Annotated in this window: 18 protein-coding genes and 1 pseudogene; 12 read left to right on the top strand and 7 right to left on the bottom strand. The window is 71.6% G+C overall.

Annotated features, from left to right (window positions below; all coding sequences use genetic code 11):
• Positions 1–47 precede the first annotated feature (47 nt).
• Together AQI95_RS05290 and AQI95_RS05285 are read right to left on the bottom strand one after the other, a co-directional pair.
• Positions 48–401 carry a hypothetical protein gene (locus AQI95_RS05290; RefSeq protein ID WP_079071057.1) on the bottom strand — a complete coding sequence of 118 codons (354 nt, stop codon included), beginning with the start codon at positions 399–401 and terminating at the stop codon, positions 48–50.
• A gap of 127 nt (positions 402–528) precedes the next feature.
• The gene (locus tag AQI95_RS05285; RefSeq protein ID WP_067118063.1) at positions 529–2,229 is read right to left on the bottom strand and encodes a tetratricopeptide repeat protein; all 1,701 of its coding nucleotides are present in this window, start codon (positions 2,227–2,229) and stop codon (positions 529–531) included.
• 177 nt (positions 2,230–2,406) lie between these two features.
• On the opposite strand from AQI95_RS05285, the gene AQI95_RS05280 reads away from it, so the two are divergent.
• From AQI95_RS05280 to AQI95_RS05240, 9 genes and pseudogenes are all read left to right on the top strand, one after another.
• Positions 2,407–3,375: a cyclase family protein gene (locus tag AQI95_RS05280; RefSeq protein ID WP_067118763.1), complete on the top strand. Its 969-nt coding sequence runs from the start codon at positions 2,407–2,409 to the stop codon at positions 3,373–3,375.
• Positions 3,376–3,522: 147 nt separating this feature from the next.
• Positions 3,523–6,336: a SpoIIE family protein phosphatase gene (locus tag AQI95_RS05275; protein ID WP_067118060.1), complete on the top strand. Its 2,814-nt coding sequence runs from the start codon at positions 3,523–3,525 to the stop codon at positions 6,334–6,336.
• Positions 6,337–6,458: 122 nt separating this feature from the next.
• Positions 6,459–7,988, top strand: a complete 1,530-nt coding sequence (locus AQI95_RS05270) for a sugar ABC transporter ATP-binding protein (RefSeq protein ID WP_107121545.1) — start codon at positions 6,459–6,461, stop codon at positions 7,986–7,988.
• Positions 7,985–9,076 carry an ABC transporter permease gene (locus AQI95_RS05265; RefSeq protein ID WP_067118056.1) on the top strand — a complete coding sequence of 364 codons (1,092 nt, stop codon included), beginning with the start codon at positions 7,985–7,987 and terminating at the stop codon, positions 9,074–9,076. Before AQI95_RS05270 ends, AQI95_RS05265 begins: the two co-directional genes overlap by 4 nt.
• A 65-nt stretch (positions 9,077–9,141) precedes the next feature.
• On the top strand, positions 9,142–10,305 hold the full coding sequence (locus AQI95_RS05260; RefSeq protein WP_208614074.1) for a substrate-binding domain-containing protein: 1,164 nt from the start codon (positions 9,142–9,144) through the stop codon (positions 10,303–10,305).
• 87 nt (positions 10,306–10,392) lie between these two features.
• A pseudogene (locus AQI95_RS05255) lies at positions 10,393–10,740 on the top strand (TerD family protein); the annotation flags it as partial.
• Positions 10,741–10,951: 211 nt separating this feature from the next.
• The gene (locus AQI95_RS05250; RefSeq protein WP_067118053.1) at positions 10,952–12,010 is read left to right on the top strand and encodes a bile acid:sodium symporter family protein; all 1,059 of its coding nucleotides are present in this window, start codon (positions 10,952–10,954) and stop codon (positions 12,008–12,010) included.
• Between the two features lie 126 nt (positions 12,011–12,136).
• The gene (locus tag AQI95_RS05245; RefSeq protein ID WP_079071056.1) at positions 12,137–13,015 is read left to right on the top strand and encodes a transglutaminase domain-containing protein; all 879 of its coding nucleotides are present in this window, start codon (positions 12,137–12,139) and stop codon (positions 13,013–13,015) included.
• Between the two features lie 72 nt (positions 13,016–13,087).
• Complete coding sequence (locus tag AQI95_RS05240) at positions 13,088–13,825, top strand: formylglycine-generating enzyme family protein (RefSeq protein WP_067118051.1); 738 nt, start codon at positions 13,088–13,090, stop codon at positions 13,823–13,825.
• 67 nt (positions 13,826–13,892) lie between these two features.
• On the opposite strand, the gene AQI95_RS05235 is transcribed toward AQI95_RS05240, so the two are convergent.
• Positions 13,893–14,618, bottom strand: coding sequence for an FAD binding domain-containing protein (locus tag AQI95_RS05235; protein ID WP_067118049.1), 726 nt, complete (start codon positions 14,616–14,618; stop codon positions 13,893–13,895).
• Positions 14,619–15,014: 396 nt separating this feature from the next.
• Here AQI95_RS05235 and AQI95_RS05230 point away from each other — a divergent pair, with 396 nt between their 5' ends.
• Complete coding sequence (locus AQI95_RS05230) at positions 15,015–15,791, top strand: class I SAM-dependent methyltransferase (protein ID WP_067118047.1); 777 nt, start codon at positions 15,015–15,017, stop codon at positions 15,789–15,791.
• 244 nt (positions 15,792–16,035) lie between these two features.
• On the top strand, positions 16,036–16,233 hold the full coding sequence (locus AQI95_RS05225) for a hypothetical protein (protein WP_067118044.1): 198 nt from the start codon (positions 16,036–16,038) through the stop codon (positions 16,231–16,233).
• Between the two features lie 71 nt (positions 16,234–16,304).
• Here the strand turns inward: AQI95_RS05225 and AQI95_RS05220 are convergent, their stop codons facing one another.
• Positions 16,305–16,784 carry an HIT family protein gene (locus tag AQI95_RS05220; protein ID WP_067118041.1) on the bottom strand — a complete coding sequence of 160 codons (480 nt, stop codon included), beginning with the start codon at positions 16,782–16,784 and terminating at the stop codon, positions 16,305–16,307.
• 325 nt (positions 16,785–17,109) lie between these two features.
• On the opposite strand from AQI95_RS05220, the gene AQI95_RS05215 reads away from it, so the two are divergent.
• The gene (locus AQI95_RS05215; RefSeq protein ID WP_244188657.1) at positions 17,110–18,210 is read left to right on the top strand and encodes a carboxylate-amine ligase; all 1,101 of its coding nucleotides are present in this window, start codon (positions 17,110–17,112) and stop codon (positions 18,208–18,210) included.
• A 148-nt stretch (positions 18,211–18,358) separates the two neighbouring features.
• Here the strand turns inward: AQI95_RS05215 and AQI95_RS48720 are convergent, their stop codons facing one another.
• The 3 genes from AQI95_RS48720 to AQI95_RS05200 form a co-directional block, all read right to left on the bottom strand.
• A complete protein-coding gene (locus AQI95_RS48720; protein WP_244188628.1) occupies positions 18,359–18,511 on the bottom strand; it encodes a hypothetical protein in 153 nt (50 codons plus the stop codon).
• Positions 18,512–18,952: 441 nt separating this feature from the next.
• Positions 18,953–19,390, bottom strand: coding sequence for a TIGR03618 family F420-dependent PPOX class oxidoreductase (locus AQI95_RS05205; protein WP_067118036.1), 438 nt, complete (start codon positions 19,388–19,390; stop codon positions 18,953–18,955).
• Complete coding sequence (locus tag AQI95_RS05200) at positions 19,375–19,989, bottom strand: DUF3566 domain-containing protein (RefSeq protein WP_079071055.1); 615 nt, start codon at positions 19,987–19,989, stop codon at positions 19,375–19,377. Before AQI95_RS05200 ends, AQI95_RS05205 begins: the two co-directional genes overlap by 16 nt.
• Positions 19,990–20,167 lie beyond the last annotated feature (178 nt).

Genomic DNA, 20,167 nt, shown 5'->3' with positions numbered 1-20,167 from the left:
CGCCCGGCCGGCTTCGACCACGAGGAGACCGGTGGTGCTGCCGGGGATCAGTCGCCGGGGCGGAACCGGAGCGCCGACCAGGTGTCGTCGACGGCGATCTGCCGCACGGGGCGCACGCCGCGCTCGGACAGCGCGGCGGCCAGGGTGTCGCGGTTCAGATCCGTGCCGAGCTTTCCGCCTTTCGGGTAGGCCACCCAGGCGAGGGCATCGCGCCGCGCGGCGGCGAGCGCCGCCTGCGCACCCGCCCCGAGAAGGTCGTGGGACGTGGTCACGAAGGCGAGTACCGCGTCGGCCGAGGCCGCGTCGCCCGCGGCCTCGATCTCCAGGTGGACGTCGTCGGGCTTGCCGAGGACGGCGACGTTCTGACCGGGCTTGATCTGCAGCTTGGCAATGACGGACACCCGGCACATCCTGTCACCCGGGGCACGGCTGCGCGCGCCGGACGGGCCGTGCCCTCCTCCGCCGGGCCGCCGATCACGGGCACCGTGGCGCCGGGCCACGGGCAACGCGACGCCGGGTGCGGACGGCTCATCGCTCCGAGCCGCAGCAACCACCTGTGCCGACGTTGCCCGAGACGGCGTCGAGGCGGCAGAAGCAGGACGCCTCGACGGGCACGTCCGCCATCGCGGCGGCGATCCTCAGCTGCTGGGCCACGATCCGCGCCTCTCCCGCCTTGCCCAGCCGGACCAGACACTCGTGGAAGCCGTGCAGGGCCCAGACGTTGCCGGGATGCTGCAAGGCGCGCGGAAGGCTGTCGTCGAGTCCGAGGTCGGCCCGGTAGACCGCCTCGGCCTCCGCGACCCGTCCGCGCTCCAGGAGCAGGGCACCGTAGGCGTGCCGCGTGGGCTGCATCCACCCCCAGGGCTCGTCGTAGGGGAGGTTGTCGTCCAGGTCGATCGACCGCTCGAGCGCGGCGAAGGCGGCGTCGTAAGCGCCCTTGCGGTACTCGAGTTCGCCGTCGAGCATCGCCGACGCGATCGCCAGGATGTCGGCACAGGTGTTGTTGAACAGCATGCGTGTGGGCGGCACCCGGGCCAACGCCTCGCGGAACAGCCGGCGTTCGGCCTCGGCCTCGGCGACCCGGCCGGTCGCGGAGAGGGCGACTCCGCGGGCGTAGCGCAGCATCGCCGTGGTCACGCTGTACAGCTCCGGGTCGGCGGGCATGGGCAGCCGCAGGATGTCGCTCCAGCGGCCGAAGCGGATCAGCACGTGGACCCGCATGGCGAGGAACCCTTCCAGCCAGTCGGCCATGGGCGGGCTCTGAACGCGCAGCAGTTCCTCCGGGATGGACTCCTCCAACCGGGCGGCGGCCTGCAGAGCGGTCCGGGACCGGCCGAGGAACATCGCGCCGTAGATCTTGAAATGGTGGTTGTGCGACCGGTACAGGGTGTAGAAGTTCATCGCCCCGGCCCGTGCGTGGAACTTCTCGTCGGCGACGATCGCGTCGCTGTTGTCCGACACCACTCGACGGTAGTCGCCGCAGAGCACCTCGATGTGCGAGGGCATGTGCTGCAGATGGCCGGCGTCGGGCACCAGGCCGCGCAGCCGGTCGGCGGCGGGAAGCGCGGCCTCGGGTGTCGGGGACATCTCCATCAGGTGGATGTACATGTGCAGGATGCCGGGGTGGCCCGCCCCGGCATCGGTCGCGACGGCCCGGTCGAGGACGGCCTGGGCCTCGCGTGTGCGGGCGCCGTCGGCGGGCTCGCCGGTCCGCAGGTTCCACAGCTGCCAGGGGGTGAGGTTCATCAGCGCGTCGGCGTACAGGGTGGCGATGTCGGGGTCGCCGGACGCGAGTTCGTAGACGGCGCGCATGCTGTCGGCGTACGGCGCGTTCCACACGGAGCAGTCCTCGGCCGCCTCCGTCTGCGGATAGCGGGCACGCAGCGCGGCGATGAGGGCTCGTTCGACGGGCGTGGCGCCGGCCTCCGCCTTGTCGTGGGCGAGTTCCACCGCGGCGTGGGTGCGTTCGACGGTGCGTGCGAGGTCCTGCGTGTCGAAGAAGTCCCACGGCTTGTTGTAGTTGGGGCCGAGCGCGTAGGCGATGCCCCAGTGCGCCATGGCGCAGTCGGGGTCGGCCGCGGCGGCGGCTTCGAAACAGGTGACGGCTTCTTCGTGGTTGAAGGCGTACGTCCAGTTCAGTCCGCGGTCGAACCACAGTTGCGCCTCGGGGGAGGACGTCGTCACGGGGCGGCCGTGGGTGCCGAGATCGTAGTAGTCCGTATGGTCCATGGAACTCCCTGACCACCCGGCCGCCGAGGCGCCGGGAACCTAGGCATTCATGGCGCGGGGCGCGCACTGCGCAGCATAGTGAGCTGATCCGTTCCCCGGCGCCGTCACTGTGCAAAGGTGGAACCGATCACGAGCGCCGGGCGCCTCCGCCGCACGCCGGGAGAACGGTGAGTGCAGATGACCTCGAAGTCCGCCGATGCCCCCGACCCCGGATCGGCCGTCGCCGGCAACGGGCCCGCCGTCTCCCGGCGGGAGTTCGACGCGCTCTTCGAGGCGGTCCGCACATGGGGTCGCTGGACCCCGGCCGACCGCGGCGCCTGGAACCGGGTGACCGCGGACCACGTGCGGCGGGCCGCGGCCGTGGTGCGGTCCGGGACGGTCGTCCCGTTGGCGCTGCCCTGGAACACCCGGCCCGGCCCGGACAACCGCAAGCCCGCTCTGCACCACATGACCGATCTCGGTGACGCGGAGAGTCCGGAACCCTCCACGTACAAGGACTTCATCGCCGCCGACTTCCACGGCAAGGGCATCACGCACCTGGACGCCCTGTGTCACATCGCCTACCGGGGGCAGCTCTACGACGGTCGGACGGCCGTCGACGTCGTCGGCTCCGCGGGCGCCCGCTTCGGAGCGGTGTCGGCGCTCGGGCCCCTGGTCACGAGGGGTGTGCTCCTCGATCTCCCGGCCGTCCTCGGGATCAGCTGGCTGGAGCCGGGCCAGGCGGTGCGCGCGGCGGACATCACCGCCGCCGAGAGGGCGCTCGGTGTCGTGATCGGCGAGGGTGACGCGGTGCTGCTGCGGTCCGGGCACGTGCGCCGCCGCGCGGAGCTGGGGGCCTGGGACCCCGACACGGCGAGCGCGGGCTTTCATGTGGACGCCGTACCGCTGCTGGCCGAGCGTGGCGTCGTCCTGCTGGGCGGTGACGGCGACAGCGATGTACGGCCCTCGCCCGTGGAGGGCGTGCACTCGCCGGTCCATGTCCTGGCCGTGGCCGCGATGGGGGTGCCGCTGCTGGACAACCTCGATCTCGAAGCCCTCTCCGCCGCCACCGCGGAGGCCGGGCGTTCTGAGTTCCTGCTGGTCGTGGCGCCGCTGAAGGTCCCGGGCGGGACGGGCTCACCCGTCAATCCGGTGGCGGTCCTGTGACAGCCGCGCACGACCGACACCACCCGCAACCGGTCATGCACATGCACAATCCATCGCGCCGTGACCGAAACCCCCAATGTCCGTATTCTCGACTATGTCAGCTTTTTTCTGAAGGCAGACGATCGCGAGTGGTGAGGCGAAGCAACCGTGGTTCGGTTCAACGGGGCGCCGAGGGCGACGGGGCCTGCGGCAGGCGGCACAGGGCCCGTCCGCTCGCGTGAGCGTTTCCTGGAGGGCGGGCCGGTCGAAGCGGGCGTACGCACCTCCATCTCGACGTCGTGGCAGCGCTGCCGGACCCTCGGGCTCTCGCCGGACGGGTTCGACCTCCCCTTCCGGGACGACGTCGACACGGAGGCACGGATCATCCGCGCGGCCGTACCGGTGCTCGACCGGCTGCAGTACGAGTTCGCCGGCAGCCAGATGAACATCTGCGTCGCCGATGCGAGCGGAACGGTCCTTCTGCGTCGTTTCGGAGAGGCGTCCCTGGCCCGCAGCCTCCCGGCGATCCAGCGCCTGCCGGGGTTCGTGTTCGCCGAGCAGTTCGCCGGCACGAACGGCATCGGGCTCGCGCTGGCGGAGCGCCGGCTCATCCGGGTCTACGGCGCCGAGCACTTCGCCGAGCGCTCCCAGGGCAGCGCCTGCCGTGCGCTTCCGGTGCGGGATCCGCTCAGCGGCCGGATCGAGGGAGTCCTGTGCCTCGGCTATCCCCGCAGCTTCGACGACCCCGCGCTGGCCACCGTGATCGGCCAGGCGGCGCGGGCCATCGAGCGGCGGCTGCTGAGGCACAGTTCCGCGCGCGAGCGCGCTCTGCTGCGGGTCTATCTGGAGGCCGAGGCCCAGGCCGCCGTAGGCCGGGAGCACACCATCGGCCTGGACGAACTGGCTCTCGGGCCGCATTCCGGTGACCGGGCGATCCTCATGGAGAAGGCCACCGAGCTGATCTCCTGCGCGCAGCGGGCCGCCGTCTACGTCCCCTTGTCCGACGGCCGGTGCGTCACCCTGCTCAGCCGCCCGATGACGAGTGCCACCGGGGTGGAGGGCCTGGCCGTCGAGGCCGTCCTGCCCGGCCCCGCGCCACGCGATCCCCTCACCGTCTCGCGGCGGATCGACGAAGTGCCGGACCGGCTCGCCGGGCCCGCCGCCTCTCGCGGGGGTCCACCCGCCGACGCCGACGCCGTCGCCGCGCCCGGCCTGATCGTCACGGGCGGCCGAGGCGGCACAGCTGTCGGGGCGGAAGACGATCACCCGGTACCGGTGCCTCCGTCGCGACAGCTGCTGCTCGTGGGGGAACCGCAGGTGGGGCAGTACGCCCTCGCCGCGCGGCGCCGCCTGGAGCTGCTGTCCGAGGCCAGTACGCGCATAGGCACCACCCTGGACGTGCGCCGCACCGCCCAGGAACTGGCCCAGACGGCGGTGCCGCAACTCGCCGACTACGTCACGATCGACCTGCCCGAGGCCGTACTGCGCGGGGAGGAGTCCGCCGACCCGCATGGCGACCTGCGCCGTACGGTGGTCCACGGCATCCGCGACGACTGCCCCTTCCATCCGGTCGGCAAGCAGGTCGACTACGGCCCGACCACACCCCAGCTGCGCTCCCTGACCAGTGGGGAGGCGGTACTGGAACCGGACCTGAAGATCGCCGCGGGCTGGCTCGCCCACGACCCCGAGCACTCCGGGGAGCTGCTGGCCCACGTCCACTCCCTCATCGCGGTTCCACTGGTGGCCCGTGGCGTTGTCCTGGGCGTCGCCGCCTTCTACCGCGGGCAGGACCCCGCGCCCTTCGGCGACGACGACCGTTCGCTGGCCCAGGAACTGGCCAGCCGGGCCGCCCTGTCCATCGACAACGCCCGGCGCTACACACACGAACGCTCCATGGTCCTCGCCCTGCAGCGCAGCCTGCTCCCGCGCGGCCTGCCCGACCAGGACACCGTCGAGGTCGCCCATCGCTATCTGCCCGCCGAGTCCGACGTGGGCGGGGACTGGTACGACGTCATCCCGCTCTCCGGTACCCGGATCGGCCTCATGGTCGGGGACGTCGTCGGCCACGGCATGCTCTCCGCCGCCACCATGGGCCGACTGCGCACCGCCGCACGCAGCTTCGCCGAACTCGACTTCCCCCCGGACGAAGTCCTCACCCACCTCGACAACCTGGTGGGGCGCCTGGACCGGGAGGACCCGACCACCGACGCGGCGGACATCATCGGCGCGACCTGCCTGTACGCCGTCTACGACCCGACCACGCAGCGGTGCACCATGGCCCGCGCCGGGCATCCGCCCCCCGCGCTGGTCCGCCCCGACGGCACGGTGTCCTTCCCCGAGCTGCCCGCCGGGCCTCCGCTCGGCCTCGGGGGCCTGCCCTTCGAAGCCGTCGAGGTCGACCTCCCCGAGGGCAGTCAGCTGGTCCTCTACACCGATGGACTGATCGAGGACCGCGACCGCGACGTCGACAGGGTCCTGGACCAGTTGCGCCGCGCCCTCGCCCACCCGGAGCGCACGCCCGAGGAGACCTGCCAAGTGGTCCTGAACAGCGTGGCGCCCGCCCACCCGGGCGACGACATCGCCCTGCTCGTCGCCCGCACCCATGCCCTGGATCCCGACCGCATCGCCAGCTGGGACCTGCAGCCCGACCCGGCCCTGGTCAGCGACGTACGCGCCCGCGCCATGCGGCAGCTGGCCGACTGGGGACTCGACGAGGCCGCGTTCGCCGCCGAGCTGATGCTCAGCGAACTGGTCACCAACGCCATCCGCCACGGCTCCGGCCCCATCCGCGTGCGGCTGCTCCACGACCGCAATCTGATCTGCGAGGTCTCCGACACCAGCAACACCGCCCCGCACCTGCGCCGGGCGGCCAGCACCGAGGAAGGCGGCAGGGGCCTGTTCCTCGTCGCCCAGCTGGCACAGAGCTGGGGCACCCGCTACCTGCCTCAGGGCAAGGTCATCTGGGCCGAATGCGGTATCTGACACAGACGGCGCCGCTGACCCGTTGGTGGCACAGGGTGCGGCAAATATCCGAAATGAGATGAACTGCCGCACTAGGATCGGTGGCGACAGTCGGGAAGAACTCGCCAGGCCGACCCTCGGAGATGTCCGTGCACGACGCTCCCGACACCTGTGCGGAACCCCTGGTCCGCATCCGCGGGCTCGCCAAGCGGTTCGGCGGGACCCTGGCCCTGGACGGGATCGACCTCGACATCCGCGCGGGCAACGTCCTCGCCCTCCTCGGCCCCAACGGAGCCGGAAAGTCCACCCTCATCAAAGTGCTCGCCGGCGTCCACCACGCCGACGCCGGACGGATCACGGTGGACGGGCACCCCCTCGGCAGTCATGCCGCCTCACGCGCCATGTCCTTCATCCACCAGGATCTCGGTCTCGTGGAATGGATGACGGTCGCCGAGAACATCGCCCTGAGCACCGGTTACCACCGCCGCGCCGGACTGATCTCCTGGCGGCGCACCCAGGACCACTGCACCGAGGCCCTGCGGACCGTCGCCGGACACCTCGACCCCGCCACGCCGATCGCCCGCCTCTCCCCCGCCGAGCGCTCGCTGGTCGCCATCGCCCGGGCCCTGTCCGCTCGGGCGAAGCTCATCGTCCTCGACGAGCCGACCGCTCGCCTGCCCGCCGCGGACTGCGCCCGGCTCTTCCACGTCCTGCACGCCCTGCGCGACCAGGGGCACGGCCTCCTCTACGTCACCCACCGGCTGGACGAGGTGTACGAGGTCGCCGACGCCTTCGCCGTCCTGCGCGACGGCCGTCTCGTCAGCCGCGGCACTCCGGCGGAGCGCAGTCCCGCCCGTCTGGTGCGTGACATCGTCGGCAGGGAACTGGCCCGCTACCGCCCCGGCACGGTTCCCGCCGACGGTCCGCCCGTCCTGACCCTGGACGGCGTACGAACCGCCGGCGCGGGGCCGGTCGGCCTGGAACTCAGGGCCGGGGAGGTACTGGGCCTGGTCGGCCTCTCGGGCGCCGGGCACATGGACCTGGGCCGGGCCCTCGCCGGTACCCGGCCCCTCCTCGACGGCCGCGTCCTCCTCGGCGGCCTGCCGTATCGCCCCCGCACCGTCGCCGACGCCGTCCGCCTCGGTGTGGGCTTCGTGCCCGGCGACAGACAGCGGGAGGGGTGCGCAGCCGAGCTGACCGTACGGGAGAACCTGCTGGCCAACCCGCGCGCCGCGGGGCTGACGGTGCTGCACTGGATCGCTCCGCGACGCGAACGCGCCGAGGCGGCGGGCCTGATCGAACGGTTCTCGGTGCGTCCCCGCGACACCGAGGCGCCCATCGGCACGCTGTCCGGCGGGAACCAGCAGAAGGTCATGATCGGCCGATGGCTCCGGCCGGGCCTGCGCCTGCTGATCCTGGAGGAGCCGACCGCGAGCGTCGACGTCGGCGCCAAGGCCGCCGTCTACCGCCTGCTCGACGAGGCGCTGGCCGCCGGCCTCGCGGTGCTGCTCGTCTCCACCGACTTCGAAGAGGTGGCGGGCGTCTGCCGGCGCGCGCTGGTGCTCGTCCGCGGAACCGTGACGGCCGAGCTGAGTGGTCCGGCCCTCACGGTCGCCGGACTCACCCGGGCGGCCTCGGCCCTGCCGCCCTCCGCGACCGCGACGGCCTCATGACCGCCCCGCCCTCCCCCGCGTCCCCCTCCCGGCCACACCGGCGGAGCCCCGCCGGGCACCTGATCAGCGCCTACGGCCTTCTGGCCCTCACCGCCCTGCTCTTCCTGGTCTTCTCCCTCGCCCTGCCGCGTACGTTTCCCACGCGGGACACGGTCGACTCGATCCTTTCCAACCAGTCGATCCCCGCCGTCCTCGCGCTCGCCGCCACCGTCCCCATCGTGACCGGCGCGTTCGACCTCTCCATCGGCTACGGCCTCGGCCTGGCACACGTCATGGTGCTCCATCTCATCGTCGACCAGGGGTGGTCCTGGCCGTGGGCCTGCCTCGTGGTGATCGCCGCAGGGGCGGTCGTGGGCGTCCTCAACGGTGTCGTCGTCGAGTTCGGCCACATCGACTCCTTCATCGCCACCCTCGGCACCGGCAGCATCTTGTACGCCGTGACCGGCTGGGTCACCGGCGGCGGCCGGATCGTCCCCGGCCCGCAGGGCCTCCCCGCCGCGTTCACCGATCTCTACGACTCCAGGTTCCTCGGCCTTCCGGTACCCGCCTTCTACGTACTCGCTCTCGCCATCGTTCTCTGGCTGGTGCTGGAGCGGCTGCCGCTCGGCCGGTACCTCTACGTCGTCGGCTCGAACCCGCGCGCCGCCGAACTGGTCGGCATCCCGACCCGCAAGTACACCGTCTACGCGTTCACCGCGTCGGGACTGATCGTCGGCTTCGCCGGTGTGCTGCTCGCGGCCCAGCAGCAGATCGGCAATCCCAGCCTCGGGCTCGACTATCTGCTGCCGGCCTTCGTCGGCGCCCTCCTCGGCTCCACCGCGATCAGACCCGGCCGCCCCAACGCCCTCGGCACACTCGTCGCCGTCGCCGTGCTCGCCGTCGGCCTCACCGGCATCGGCCAGATGGGAGCCGACTTCTGGACGATCCCCCTCTTCTACGGCGGCACCCTCGTCCTCGCCGTCGGCCTGGCCGGATACTCCGCCCGCCGCCTGCGCACCGGCGCCACCGCGTCGCCCGACGAGACCGGCCCACCCCCGCAGCCACCGTCCTCGGCACGGGACGGCGGCACCCGGGGCACCACTCCCTGACCCACGCCACCAGCCTCTGGCTCCCCCGCCGGCCGCGCCCCCTCATCCCTCCGCGAGGAGTTCCCGTGCACCGCAACCGCAAGGCCGTCCCCGGCATGGCCGAGGCGCGATCCGTCGCCGTAGCCCTGCTGACCGCGGCCACCTTCCTCACAGGCTGCGAGCGCGGAGTGTCGAACGGCCCCGCGGTCTCCCCCACGGGCCCGAGCGGCTGCCCCTCGGCCGAGGCCAGGGCCCGGGCCGCCGTCACCCGGGCGGAGAAGACCGACGTCCCCTGGAACGGTCCGACCAGCGGCCCCCCAGCGGTCTCCGGCAAGACGATCGTCTATGTCGCCCAGACCATGACCAACCCCGGAGTCGCGGGAGTCGCGAAGGGCATGAGGGAGGCCGCGAGGGTCATCGGCTGGAACGTGCGGGTGATCGACGGCCAGGGCACCCCCGCCGGCATCCAGGCGGCGCTGAGCGCGGCGGTGGCCCTCAAGCCCTCGGGCATCGTCATCGGCGGCTTCGACCCCGGCGCGACCTCCCAGCAGGTCTCGCGGGCCACCGCGGCGGGCATCCCGCTCATCGGCTGGCACGCGGTGGCAGCGCCCGGTCCCAGCGCGAAACCCGCGCTGTTCACCAACATCACCACCCATGTCGACGACGTCGCCGCGATCAGCGCGCACTGGGTGGTCTCGCACGCCCACGGCAACGCCGGGGTCGTCCTGTTCACCGACGCCTCGATCCCCTTCGCCAGGCACAAGTCCGAGCTGATCCGGAAGGGGCTGGCCGCCTGTCCGGGCGTACGGCAGCTGGCCTACGAGAACATCCCGATCCCGGACGCGAGCAGCCGTACCCCCAGGGAGGTCTCCTCCCTCCTCTCCCGCTTCAGCAGCCGTTGGACGTACTCCGTCGCGATCAACGACCTGTACTTCGCCGACGCCGCCCCCGCCTTCCGCGCGGCGGGGCAGAAGGGCTCCGGCCCGCCCTTCAACATCGGCGCCGGCGACGGCGACCCGTCCGCCTTCCAGCGCATCAACAGCGGGCAGTACCAGGCGGCCACCGTCCCCGAACCGCTGTCGCAGCAGGGCTGGCAGATCCTCGACGAGTTCAACCGCGCCTTCGCCGGCCGTCCGGCCAGCGGTTATGTCGCGCCCGTGCACATCTCCACGGCGGCGAACAGCGCAGGGGCCACGGCCTGGGACCCCTCGGGCTACCGGGAGGCGTACCGGAAGATCTGGGGCAAGTGAGAGAGCCGTGCCCCGCCGGGCCGCGCCGTGGAAGCTCCCGGCACACTCTCTCTGCCACAGTCGTTTCAGCAAGAGGATCATGCACGCATGATCACGCCCACCGAGGAAGACGGCCGGCGGATCTGGACGGAGTGACCCACCTGTCGATCGGCGTGTCCTGGGACCCCACCGGGGGGCGCCGGCGGCGGCGTCATGGGTGTGCTGCGCCGCAGGGCCGGCACCGACCTGGACCTGATCGCCATCGCCATGCAGGGTTCGGACCCGGTGCGTCTGGCCGGCCTGGACTCTCTGGACCCCATGGAAAACGGCTCGTTGGTGCACAGCGGGGCCAACCAGACCGGCCGCGGGGACGGTGACGACGAGACGGTGACGGTCGAGTTCGCGCGCATCCCGGACCACATCACCTCGATCGTGTTCGTGGCTTCCGCCTTCAAGAGCAAGGAGCGCGCACGCACCGTCCGCCCGTCCCTCGTGGCCGAAACACGCGGGGCGGACTCGTCCGCCACCTGAACGCATCCTGACCACCGCGCGGAATCGCACGCACCGCGCCCTCCGCCGAAGCACCATGGCGGCATGATCAGCTGCATGCTCGTGCGCATACCGGCGCTTCTTCCCGCCCTTGCCCCTGTGACGGAAGAACGCCGCCTTGAACACTCGAACCGCCGCCCACCCACCGACTGACCAGCCCGCCGGCTGGCTGCGACGCCGACTCGGCCGCGCGGTCGGCCTTTCCTACGCCGCCGCCGTGCTGCTGCCGGGCCTCGGACTGTGGCTGCGGCAGCCGCACGCGCTGCGCATGGGCGACACCGTCCGTGTGCAGGTGGCCGCCGCGCCCCTCCTGCTCGCACTGGTGCTCTTCTCCGCGGGGCTCCAGGTGCCCTTGAGAGCGCTGGGGTCCCTGCTGCGAAAGCCGACCGCGCTCGTGGCCGGCCTCGTGCTGCACCTGACGATCCCGCTCCTGGTCATCCCCGCCGTCGCGTTCATCCTGCACGGGACCCCTGACAGCGACGGCGGCAGCGGCCTGGTCACCGCGATGATCCTCATCGTGGCGATGCCCGTCGCCGCCGGAGCCACCGTATGGACCGGCAAGGGCGGCGGCGACCAACCGACCATGGTGGGGCTCGTCCTGGCCTCCACCCTCCTCAGCCCCCTCACCGTTCCGCTCGTCGTCGACTCCCTGGTACCACTCCTCAGCGACGGCTACGCGAACACGCTCGCCCGGGCCATGCACACCGTCCACGGCGGGCTCACTCTGGTCGGGGTCGTCCTGCCGTGCGCCGCCGGCATCCTGTGCCACATGGCACTGCCGGCGCCGTGGCGGAGCCGTGTGCTCACGGTCGTCGTACCGGTGGCCCTGTCCGGCTCGCTCGTCCTGACCTACGTCAACGCCAGCGGTGCCCTGGGCTCCTTCCTCGCCCGGCCCCATCCCCTGCTGCTCGCGGCCGCGCTGGCCGTGGCGGCGTTCGTCTGCCTGCTGTCCTTCGCGGCCGGCCGCTGCGCCACGCTCCTGCTGAGACTGGACGCCCCGGCGGCGTCGTCCCTCACCCTGGCCTGCGGCATGAACAACAGCAGCGCGAGCGCGGTCCTGATCACCACCATGCTGCCCGACAAACCGCACCTGCTCCTGCCGGTCCTCGCCTACGGCCTGCTGCAGAAGACGGCCGCCAACCGTGTCGTACACGGAGAACTCCGCCGCTCCGGTTGATCGTGCGGCGCCGCCGGAACCACTCGCCGGTCCGGCTGCGGTCCGGCACCCCAATATTGAACGCGTTCAAATTCTCTGTCACGATACGTCTTGCGCCCTGCGGCGCCCGACGAGAGGACGACGGCGATGACGAGCTCGCTCCTGATGCCGCGAGGCCGTGGCCGCGCGGGCACGGCCGGCGGGGAAACGGCGGCAGGCGGCACGAACCCGACGCGCATCCTCGACTGGCGGCATCCCCGTGTTCGCGCACTGCTCCGACAGCTCGACGTCGAGGCCGAGCCGAGGGGCACCTCAGATCCCGCCCACCGGCTGACAGTGCTGCGTCGGGCCCACCGATGGATCGCCGCGGCGGTGCGGCCGGTGTACTCGGTGCAGGACGAGCGGCCCGTGTCAGAGGTGCTTCGCCGCGGCCGTGGCTCCTGCAGCCAGCGCCTGGCGGTGCTGGAGTCCGTCGCACGGGCGTCCGGCGTGGCCACCCGGGTGCGCGGCCTGTCGGTGGACGGCGCGTTCTGGTACCCACGCTTCCCCCGGCTGCGTCGCATCGTCCCGCACCACGTCGTACTCGCATGGCCGGAGTTCCGCCTGGAAGGCCTGTCGGAGACCGGACACCCCACCGCCCCCTGGCTGCCGGTCTCGGAACTCTTCGGCACTCTGGCCGAGTTGGGCGAAGACCATGGCGGCGGCTTCACCAACGCCGGCCCGGAGACACTCTTCGACGCGCTGTCCAGGACGGCGATCGACTGGGACGGCGCGACGGTCTGCTCGGCCGCCGCCGGCACCACATGCGATCTCTCTGCCAGCGTGGTGGCGGACCTCGGACACTTCGCGTCGCGCGACGACCTCTTCGCCCGGCACGGCCAGACCCTCTGCGGGACGGCGAGGCTCCTGGCCGAGCCCGTCCTCGGCCGCCGCTCGGCGGGCGGCACGACCGTGGCACAGCCACGTGTGCCACCCGGAAGTCTCATCCTCGATGCACGTCGCGTCATCAAGCGGGGGTCCCGCTAGTCGCAGCCTGCAAGGTGCCGGAATGAAGCCCGCCCACATCATCGAGCGAAGCGACGGTAAGATCGCCTGCTCATGGACTCACGTGCGAGTACCGAGATGATCACAGTCCCGGCGGGGCAGGTCACGCTGTCGGACCGACGGACACAGCGGAGTTGGGTGGTCGATCTGGCGCCCTGCCGGCTCGCGACGCACCCCGTCACTCAGTTGCTGTACGCACAGGTCACCGGCGAGCATCCCGGCACCGCCCGGGGGGACCAGCTGCCCGTCGAGGGTGTCTCCTGGTGGGACGCGGTCCGGTTCTGCAACGCCTTGTCCCAGCAGGAGGGGTACACGCCCGCCTATCGCCTGCAGCCCGGCGACGACGACATCGAAGGGATCGGAGGGGGCGAAGGAGGCGGAGGGATCGAATGGGACGCAACGGCCGACGGGTACCGGCTGCCGACCGAAGCGGAGTGGGAGCACGCCTGCCGAGCCGGTACGTCAGGGCCGCGCTACGGCGCCCTCGACGAGATCGCCTGGTACCGGGGCAACTCGGCGGAAAGCATCCGTGAGGTGGGAGCCAAGCGGCCCAATCCCTGGGGTCTTCACGACATGCTCGGCAACGTGTGGGAGTGGTGCTGGGACATCTACGACGCCGAGGTCTACGGCACCTACCGCGCACTGCGCGGCGGAGGCTGGTTCGACGAGCACTGGAGCTGCCGGGCCTCCGTGAGGCGCCGTAGTCACCCCACCTTCCGAGTCGACGATGTCGGATTCCGCATCGCACGTTCCCTGACGCACCGGCCCGCGACGGTACGCCCTCGCAGTTGACGGACCCTCGGCCGGCCGGTCCGAAGCGGCTCTTCTGCGAGGTCCGCACCGCCGCCGAACCCCTGCGTCAGTCCGCCCCGGCATCGGCCGACAGGGCGGCGGTCTGCGAGCGGACGACGTCCCATGCGGCGCTCGGCAGGTCACCGACGGCCGTGGCACGCAGCGCGTCCAGCGTCTCCTGGGCGTCGGTGCCGGGGTCGTACGCGGCGTCGGCGCTGACCACGTCATACCCGTCGCGCACGGCCACCCGCAGCCGTCGACCGCCCTCGTCGGCGTGGACCGCGGAGGCGACGACCAGGGGCGGTGGACCGCCTGCCTCGCCGGGCAGTTTGCGGTACGCGCAGGCTATCGGTTCACGCCAGCGCAGACTGATCAGGACGGGGCGCTTGGCCACCAGTTCGGCCAGGTCCGTCTCGTGGACCCCGTCGGATTCCAGCACCGTCGCCCGCGCATCCAGGGCGAGCGCCGCGGGCAGCAGGCAGCGCAGCGTGCTGCCGACGACGTTGCCGCCGACCGTGGCGGTCCGGCGTACGGCCCCCGTACCCACCCCGGCGGCAGCCAGGCGCAGCACGTCCGGCACCCGGTCGTCGACGCGGTGCAGGAGCACTGCACCGCCCACCGCCTCCCGCCCGAGCACATTGGCTTCGGGCAACTCGCGCAGCGACATCGCCAGTTCGGGAAAGCCGTCCCGCTGCCATGTGGCCCACAGGAGCGTCGCCCCGCCGATGGGGACCGCCCCCTCCGCCAAGCATTCCTGCGCTTCGGGCACCGATGTGGGCAGACGCAACAGCACGGCAACCGACCTGCCTTCCTGAAGACGTGGAGCGAAAGCGGTAGGTAATGCTTTGGCCACCTCCCGCCGCGAAGGTAGTTTTCTCGCCAGAGCGGGGGCGCGTACAGAGGCTCACACGAGCACACCGAGGGGTCTCGCACAGGCACGACGCCCCATCGCCGTAGACAACCGGAGCTGGAATCCGCTCGCGCGGCCGCCTCCAACCCGCCCACGCCGACCCGGCCCCGACCAGCACAACCTCCAAACACACGATGTCGCACATGCCACCCACATTGGCCGATCAGACAAGCATTCACCAGCCATCTATCAGATCCTCCCTCGCAGATGCATGATGGAAGCGTTGTTCCGGACGCGGATGCCACCGCCCCGGCCCAGGCCCACAAGGCGAGGTCCCCCATGGTCATGCGCACCTACGACGGCAGCGCCGGCGACGTCGACCACCCCACCAGCGGCCCCGGACACGTCCCGCACCGACGCCCCGATGTGCGCATCGCCCATGTCATCGCCCAAGCCCTCGGCGATGCCCGCACCGTCCTCAACGTGGGCGCGGGCGCCGGCTCCTACGAGACCGCGGCGCACACGATCACCGCGGTCGAGCCCTCCCTGGCCATGCGCGCCCGGCGCCCGGCCCAGCTCGCCACCGCCATCGACGCCGTCGCCGAGGACCTCCCCTTCGCCGACGGGCAGTTCGACGCCTCGATGACCCTCTTCAGCGTCCACCAGTGGTCCGATGTCGAAGCAGGACTGCGCGAGATGCGCCGCGTCACCCGAGGCCCCGTCGTGGTACTGACCTGCGATCCCGCGCGCGTACGCGACTTCTGGCTCTACGAGTACGCGCCCGACGTCCTCGACACCGAGGCCCGCCACCACCCGCCCCTGCACCGGCTCACCGCCGCGCTCGGCGGCACCACCACCGTCCAGCCCGTCCCCATCCCCCTGGACTGCACCGACGGCTTCAACGAGGCCTACTACGGCCGCCCCGAACTCCTCCTCGACCCCGCGGCCCGCCAGGCCTGCTCGGCGTGGAGCTTCATCGACGACCGCGCCCGCCAGGCATTCGACGCCTCCCTGCGCCGCGCCCTGGGCTCGGGCAGCTGGGACGAGGCCTTCGGCCACCTCCGCAGCCGACCGACCTACCACGGATCCCTCGTCCTCCTGCGCGCCACTCCTTGACCACGGCAGAGCCCCGCTCACGGGCTTCGCGGCCGGCCTCGCCGTCAGCGCCCTCACCCACGGACGTACAGCACGCCGCCGTCCAGCCGGGCACCCCTCACCGGACTGTGGGCACTCGGTCGACCAAAGTTGCGGCGGCATCAACTTTCGACGCCCCGCCTCGACGGAGCCACGGACTTTCGGCGGTGAGGTCTCACCGAGCGGCCGATGGTCCACGCGCTCGCCGGAAGCGAGGATCGCATGCATGAGGAAGGTGTTGGAAGCAGTCGGGTTCGTCGCTCTGGTGCAAGGTGTGCTGGGCCTGGTGCAGGAGTTCACCCACTGGCATGTGGGTCTCGTGCAGCGGGTGTCGTTCTTCGACGGCTACGCAGCCGTCGTGAGCTTCCTCCTGATCGTCCTGGCCTGCGCGCTGTTCGCCGCCGCGGACACCCGCCGGAAATGACGTGCGGCGGGTGGCGCGCGCCGGTGCGCCCGGCGATGAATCGGTAGACCCTCGAACGACAGCCCCTCGCATCAGGCCGTCGCACGCAGCCGGTCCAGTTCCCCGGAGATCGCATCCCGCAGCACGTCATGCTGTGGACCGAGCCTGAACCGCTCGTCACGCCACCGCTCTGGCGGATACAGCCATACAGGCTTGCCCACCGACTCGGCCGGCTCCCACTCGTACCGCGGCCACACATGGGCGTGCAGGAACGGGTCCGTGTTTCCGAGGATCTCCAGGTTGACCCGGCGGAAATCGGCGTCCAGGTCTCGACAGGCCCGCTCAACCGCCTCTCCGAGGTGGTCCATGTCGGACAGAAACGCCAGCCGCTTCGCCCTCGGAAGGTCCGACAGCCGTTCAACTCCCGGTTCGTCCGCGAGGAGAACCGAGTATCCCGGCAGGAACTGAACGTCACCGATCACCGCGAAGCCGGACTCGAGTCGCCGCAGCACGGTCGGATTCTCGCCTCGCCGCGCAGCACCGATCCGGTCCGTCCGCCAGTCGCCAGTCATGGCCCGACCCTACTCGCAAGTGATCAAGCCCCGTACGGAACCCATCCCGCCGCGGGAGTCAGTCCCTCCGGACGAGCCGGACGGCGCCTCCACCCGGCAGGCGCGGGACGCCGGCACGCGTCTACGCCGCACCACGCGCCACAGAGCGTGGCTCTTCGGCCATCTACCGGTCCGTTCGGGGCGGTTTCCCCCCGGCGACGGGAGCCTGGCGGTCTGCCGGTGAAGAAACCTGTCTGTGGAGAGCCGAATGTTCCGCAGCGACAGCACCCCCGCGCCCAAAGCCGGCAGCGGGCCTGTGCCGAGAGTGAGCGGGCCGTTGTTGACGGTGGGAGTGGAAGAGGAGTTCCTCCTCGTCGATCCACACACCCGCCTGCTGATGCCGGTGGCCGCGCCGGTCATCGCGAGCGCCGAGGTCAAGCTCGACGACCGCGTCGCCCCGGAGCTGACCTGCTACCAGGTCGAGACACGCACCGCACCGCACCGAGATCTCGGCGCGCTCGCCGAACAGCTCCATGCCAACCGGCTGTTCCTGTCCCGATCGGCCGCCGCGCACGGGGCCGGACTGGTGTCCAGCGGCACCCCCGTCCTCACCCCCACAGGCGCTCCGCCGTTCATGCCCGGCGAGCGGTACGAACGCAGTGCGCGGGCCTTCGGCGCGCTGGACGAGGAGCAGGTGTGCTGTGCCTGTCACGTCCACGTCGGCATGGCCAACCGCGAGGAGGCCGTCCAGGTCAGCAACCATCTACGGGCCTGGATCGCGGTACTGATAGCCGTGGCGGCGAACTCGCCGTTGTGGGGCGGGCGCGACACCGGCCACGCCAGCTGGCGCACCGTGTGCTGGGCGCGCTGGCCGGCGGCCGGGCCCCCGCCGTACTTCGAGTCCGCCGGACACTACGACGACCTCGTCGCCACCCTGGTCGGCACCGGCGTGGTCCTCGATGCCGGTGGGATCTACTGGGACATCCGGCCCTCCCACCACGTGCCCACCCTGGAAGTGCGGGTCACCGACGCGGGTCTGACCGTCGACGACACCCTGCTGATCGCCGCCCTGGTCCGCGCGGCCGCCGCCACCGCCCTCACCGAGGTCCGCGAGGGCCGGCCCGCCCCCCAGCCTGACCCTCATCTGCTGCGCGCGGCGTCATGGCATTCGGCCCGCGAGGGACTCACGGGCACGGTCCTCGACCCGGTCTCCCGCCGGCTCACCCCGTCTTCGCGTCGCATGCACAGCCTGCTGGCCTGGATCCATCCCGCTCTGACCCGGCACGGCGACGCCGCTCTGGTCGACTCCCTGCTGTCCCGGCTCAGCCTCCAGGGCACCGGAGCGGTCCGCCAACGCGCGGCCCTACGACGCCGGCACCGCCCGGCCGACATCGTCGACTATCTCCTCACGCGCACGCTGGCGGTCCCGGGCGACAACAGCGGATGACGGCGTACGACGTACCCCGTCCCCTGCTCCTCCCCCCCGGCCCCGGCCCGCCGCGGCGCGTGTTCCGCCAAGTGCCCTGGGCGGGCACGTAGTCCCCCCGCCATTCAGTGATACGAAACAGGCTGGTTGTGAGGGGTGTTGGACGGGCTCATGGGGCGCACTTCCCGCCGAGCGCATGTGCCTCGGTTCCGTGCAGGTACCCCTGCGCCAGCTCGCCCAGCCGGTCGGGGCCGAAGCTGCGGCCGTGGCCCGGGTGGACCACGGACACGTCGAGGTCGGCGAGGTCGGCAAGGAGTTGCATACGGATGTGTGCCCCGGCAGATGGAGGACGGTCAGCGTCCGGCCCCCCGCTGTGATGGTGTCTCCTCCCCGAAGCGGATGGGTGACCGCAACGGGGGCCAGGTGGTAGGCCCTCGGGTCGTACGCGGGGTGCGGCAGCGCATCGATCAGCAGATCCGGTACGGGCTCTCCCGCGGCGTCGATGCCGAGCTTCTCGTACAGTTCGGCTCCGTACAGACTCGCCGGAACGCCCTTCGCCAGGACTTCGGCGGCAGCCGTGTGCGCGGCCCGTTCGCTTGGCGGCATGCGGCTCGGTGATCCGTACGACTCCGTCGTCCACCTCGTGCAGCTCGTACCAGTGCCCCGTTTCCGGCTGGTTCCCACCCTCCGCCATGGGACCAGGCCATCGGCCCATTACGACAGTCCTCCCACCGGTGATTCCGAGGTGAGCCCCCCCCTTGGCTCAGGAGGGGATGATCCCCGGCCGGAACGGTTCGACGCCCACGATGTGGCGCACTCGCTCCGGCTCGATGAAGATGTGCACCCGCTGCTCGCCCTCGATCAGCCACGGGTACCGGTCCAGGCCGAGGTACTTGCGGGTCAGCCGGTCCATGCCGCGCTCGGCCTCCTCGCCCTTGACGAAACGCATCGCCCGGCCGGAGATCTGCACGCGGTCGTAGGGGTTGTCGGCGTCGGCGTGCGACAGGTGGACACGGGCGTCGCTGCGGAGGTTCTCCTCCTTGATCCGGCCGACCGAGGTGTTGAGGACGATCAGGTCGTCCTCCAACCCCACCCACATCGGCGTGACATGCGGCGCGCCGTCCGGCGTCACCGTGGCCACGTACCAGAAGTTCGGGTCATGAAGCCGCTTGCGCACCTGCTCGTTCAACTCGGCCGCCACGGGCGCTCCTCCACTTGATCGTCTCGTGCACAACCACTGTGCCAGAAAAGCCTGTTGGCGTTGCGGCGACCCCTGCGCAGGTAACGGCGGGTGCGGGCACGGGCACGGGCCATGAACAGCAGGGCCTGGACGGCGGCCGGGGTGGGCCCGAGATCGTCGGTCACGGCCACCTCGACACCACCGTTGTACTGCGCCGAGATGTTGTAGAGGAGCGTGCTCAGCGTTGCCAGGCATGTGCCCAGGACGACTTCCAGAGTGACGACGGCGACGGCGACGGCCACGACGGTGGTCAGATCCGGCAACACCCCCGGCGCTATGCCCTCCACCATGAGCCAGGCGACGGCCGCGGTGGCCAGCGCGACCACGCCGAGCCCGGTCAGGAGCAGGAAGCTCGCCACCATCACCGACCAGGGATCGGTGCCGGATATGCGCAGCCGCATCGTCCACGGACCGGGCGCGACAGGCTCGCCGGTCGACACCGGTCGACGCACGGCGCCGGGTGCGGGTGCAGTGGGGGGCGCCGTGCACTCCTCGGAGCGGGTCCCGGGTGCCGTCAGCCCCTCGGAGTACACGGGCTCCACCGACCTCTCGGAGTACATGGGCTCCACGGGTACCCCGGGCTCCACCGGCTCCACACATTCCGCCGGCGCCCCGGGCCCTTCGGGCTCGTCGGGGCGCATGATGCGCGGGAACCCGGCGACGTACCTGCTCTTGCGGGAGCTTCGGGACGCGCTGTCCTGCTCCGATGTCGCCCGTATGTGAGCGGTACCGCGAAGC

The organism is Streptomyces yokosukanensis, from assembly GCF_001514035.1.
GTDB lineage: Bacteria > Actinomycetota > Actinomycetes > Streptomycetales > Streptomycetaceae > Streptomyces > Streptomyces yokosukanensis.
This window is presented reverse-complemented; position numbering and strand designations above follow the sequence as displayed.

Coding starts and splice junctions, on each gene's coding strand:
- AQI95_RS05240 (WP_067118051.1), top strand. CDS start 13,088: ATGGACTCACGTGCGAGTACCGAGATGATCACAGTCCCGGCGGGGCAG.
- AQI95_RS05280 (WP_067118763.1), top strand. CDS start 2,407: ATGACCTCGAAGTCCGCCGATGCCCCCGACCCCGGATCGGCCGTCGCC.
- AQI95_RS05220 (WP_067118041.1), bottom strand. CDS start 16,784: ATGACTGGCGACTGGCGGACGGACCGGATCGGTGCTGCGCGGCGAGGC.
- AQI95_RS05230 (WP_067118047.1), top strand. CDS start 15,015: ATGGTCATGCGCACCTACGACGGCAGCGCCGGCGACGTCGACCACCCC.
- AQI95_RS05225 (WP_067118044.1), top strand. CDS start 16,036: ATGAGGAAGGTGTTGGAAGCAGTCGGGTTCGTCGCTCTGGTGCAAGGT.
- AQI95_RS48720 (WP_244188628.1), bottom strand. CDS start 18,511: ATGCAACTCCTTGCCGACCTCGCCGACCTCGACGTGTCCGTGGTCCAC.
- AQI95_RS05245 (WP_079071056.1), top strand. CDS start 12,137: ATGACGAGCTCGCTCCTGATGCCGCGAGGCCGTGGCCGCGCGGGCACG.
- AQI95_RS05265 (WP_067118056.1), top strand. CDS start 7,985: ATGACCGCCCCGCCCTCCCCCGCGTCCCCCTCCCGGCCACACCGGCGG.
- AQI95_RS05270 (WP_107121545.1), top strand. CDS start 6,459: ATGTCCGTGCACGACGCTCCCGACACCTGTGCGGAACCCCTGGTCCGC.
- AQI95_RS05200 (WP_079071055.1), bottom strand. CDS start 19,989: ATGTACTCCGAGAGGTCGGTGGAGCCCGTGTACTCCGAGGGGCTGACG.
- AQI95_RS05285 (WP_067118063.1), bottom strand. CDS start 2,229: ATGGACCATACGGACTACTACGATCTCGGCACCCACGGCCGCCCCGTG.